General features: G+C 61.2%; 4 protein-coding genes and 1 pseudogene. All 5 read left to right on the top strand.

Translation table 11 applies throughout. The features are described from left to right. On the top strand, window positions 1-207 hold a 207-nt coding region (locus ACK5IR_RS13400; RefSeq protein WP_416929675.1), incomplete at its 5' end, for an RpiB/LacA/LacB family sugar-phosphate isomerase. Between the two features lie 12 nt (window positions 208-219). After that, window positions 220-1,212: a PfkB family carbohydrate kinase gene (locus ACK5IR_RS13395; protein WP_416929674.1), complete on the top strand. Its 993-nt coding sequence runs from the start codon at window positions 220-222 to the stop codon at window positions 1,210-1,212. A 105-nt stretch (window positions 1,213-1,317) separates the two neighbouring features. Beyond that, window positions 1,318-1,548: pseudogene (locus ACK5IR_RS13390) on the top strand (IS66 family transposase); the annotation flags it as partial. Between the two features lie 88 nt (window positions 1,549-1,636). Next, window positions 1,637-1,783 carry a transposase domain-containing protein gene (locus ACK5IR_RS13385; RefSeq protein WP_416929676.1) on the top strand — a complete coding sequence of 49 codons (147 nt, stop codon included), beginning with the start codon at window positions 1,637-1,639 and terminating at the stop codon, window positions 1,781-1,783. A gap of 77 nt (window positions 1,784-1,860) precedes the next feature. Further along, window positions 1,861-2,118: a type II toxin-antitoxin system ParD family antitoxin gene (locus tag ACK5IR_RS13380; RefSeq protein WP_416929673.1), complete on the top strand. Its 258-nt coding sequence runs from the start codon at window positions 1,861-1,863 to the stop codon at window positions 2,116-2,118. Window positions 2,119-2,232: the final 114 nt, after the last annotated feature.

The raw sequence follows: 2,232 nt of genomic DNA, 5'->3' as shown, positions 1-2,232 counted from the left end.
ATTCGCGCCGCCATCTGCCACGACGTGCATTCGGCGCATCAATGCGTCGAGCATGACGACGTCAACGTTGCCTGCATCGGCGCCAAGATCATCGGCCCGTGGCTTGCCGTCGACCTGATTGACGCCTTTCTCGACGCGGAATTCTCCACCGACGAGGATTTCCGCCGCCGGGTCTCTATGCTCCACGATATGGACAACGAAAGGTAGTGGGGTAGGCCGATGCTCTGCGTATTCGGGTCGATCAACGTCGACCATGTCATGCGCGTTCACGAGATCGTCCGCCCCGGTGAAACGGTTCTGGCGAAGGATCTGGTGCTGTGCCAAGGTGGAAAGGATGCCAATCAGGCCGTGGCCGCCGCCCGCGTGGGCGCGTCGGTTGCCATGATCGGGGCGGTCGGACGCGATGAAAACGGCGAGAGCGCCCGATTGAGCCTGGTGGCCAATGGGGTCGAAGATGCGGGCGTCGCCACGACAGGTCATCCGACGGGATGCGCATTCATCTCGCTCGATGACCGCGGCGAGAATGCCATTACGGTCTTGAGCGGCGCGAATGCTTCGGCCCGGCTACGAAACCTGTCGGATTCCTGCACCACGCTTGTCTGTCAGATGGAACTGCCAACGGACGCGGTTGTCGAGGCGCTTGAAATTGCGTGCGGAAACGGATGCAGGACCATTCTCAACCTTGCGCCTGTTCCAGCGGTGCTCACCCCTGCTCAGGCGAAACGCCTGGTCGCAGCAACCGAAGTCCTGATCGTCAACGAAGGTGGCTTCGTCTATCTCGTCGCGGTGCTGGACTGGTTCAGCCGGAAAGTCCTGGCATGGCGACTGTCGGCGACGCTGGAAACCGAACCGTGTGTCGAAGCTCTGAAAGAGGCGATGCACCGCCATGGCAAACCCGAAATCATGAATACGGATCAGGGCAGCCAGTTCACATCCATCGACTTCATCAGGACATTGAAGACTGCCGACATCCAGATCAGCATGGACGGCAAGGGGGCCTGGCGGGACAACGTCTTTGTCGAACGGCTATGGCGGACGATCAAATATGAAGAGGTCTATCTGCGCGCCTATGACAGCGTCTCGGTCGCTCGTGAAAGCTTGCGCCGGTATCTGAAGTTCTACAACTCAAGGAGACCGCATTCATCGCTGGACGGACAGACGCCCGATCAGGCATATCTCAACCCGTCGTCACAAACCCCTGTGGTGGCATAACCGAGCGGGAAATCCTCTTACGAAACTGCGCGAAACTGTTCAGACAATCCGAACCACCTCTTCGTGAAACGCGCCGAGACCGAAGGCTCGCCCATCGCCGAGGAAATGCTGCGTCGGATCGCCTTGCTCTACCGGGTTGAAAAGACCGTCCGTGGCGAAAACCCCGCAGCCTGGATGGCCGCGCGGCGTGAACATTCCGCCCCGCTCATCGCCGCCCTGAAGCCCTGGCTGGAAGCGCAGCTGGCCGGGGATATCCGCTACACGCTGGCGCACTGGGCGGGCCTGATCCGCTTTCTCGACGATGGCATCCTCGATCTGGACACCAACCCGGTCGAGAACCAGATCCGCCCGATTACCCTCACGAGAAAGAACGCCCTCTTTGTCGGAAAAGACCGGTGCCGAGAACTGGGCCATGCTCGCCTAGCTGGCCGCCACCTGCAAGCTTCCGGGCGTCAACCCCGTCGACTACATCGCCGACACCCTCCGCGCCATTCTCGACGGACACCCGAAAGCCCGCATCGAAGACCTCATGCCGTGGCGCTTCAATCAGGTGTCAAGCATCGCCGCGTAGAGGGACTGCTGTGATGCGACAGGTCGACAAGGCGAGTGTATTGGCGTATATTGCCAATGATCTTGAAGGAGCATCCCATGGCCACCCGAAACGTCGTTCTGACCGATACGCAATCCGACCTCGTCGACCGGCTGGTCGCATCCGGGCGTTACCAGAATGCCTCCGAGGCCCTGCGCGCAGGACTGCGTCTGCTGGAACGTGAAGAGGTCGAATTGGGTGATATCCGGACACGTCTGGCGACCGGGCTGGAACAGGCACGACGTGGTGACCTGGCCGATGGTAGCGGCGAGGATGCCATCCGCCGCGCCTTTGCCGCGGCGCGCACCAGGATCTGATCGGACCTGCTGATGCCGAAACCCTGGCGCCTGACACGGGCTGCGGAAGCCTCGCTGATCGATATTGCACGGTGGACGCTCGAGACCTTCGGGCCACGTCAGGCCGCCGCCTAT

Source organism: Tropicimonas sp. (assembly GCF_047971885.1).
GTDB lineage: Bacteria > Pseudomonadota > Alphaproteobacteria > Rhodobacterales > Rhodobacteraceae > Tropicimonas.
The sequence above is the reverse complement of the archived record's forward strand: the minus strand, read 5'-3'. Positions and strand labels throughout refer to the sequence as shown.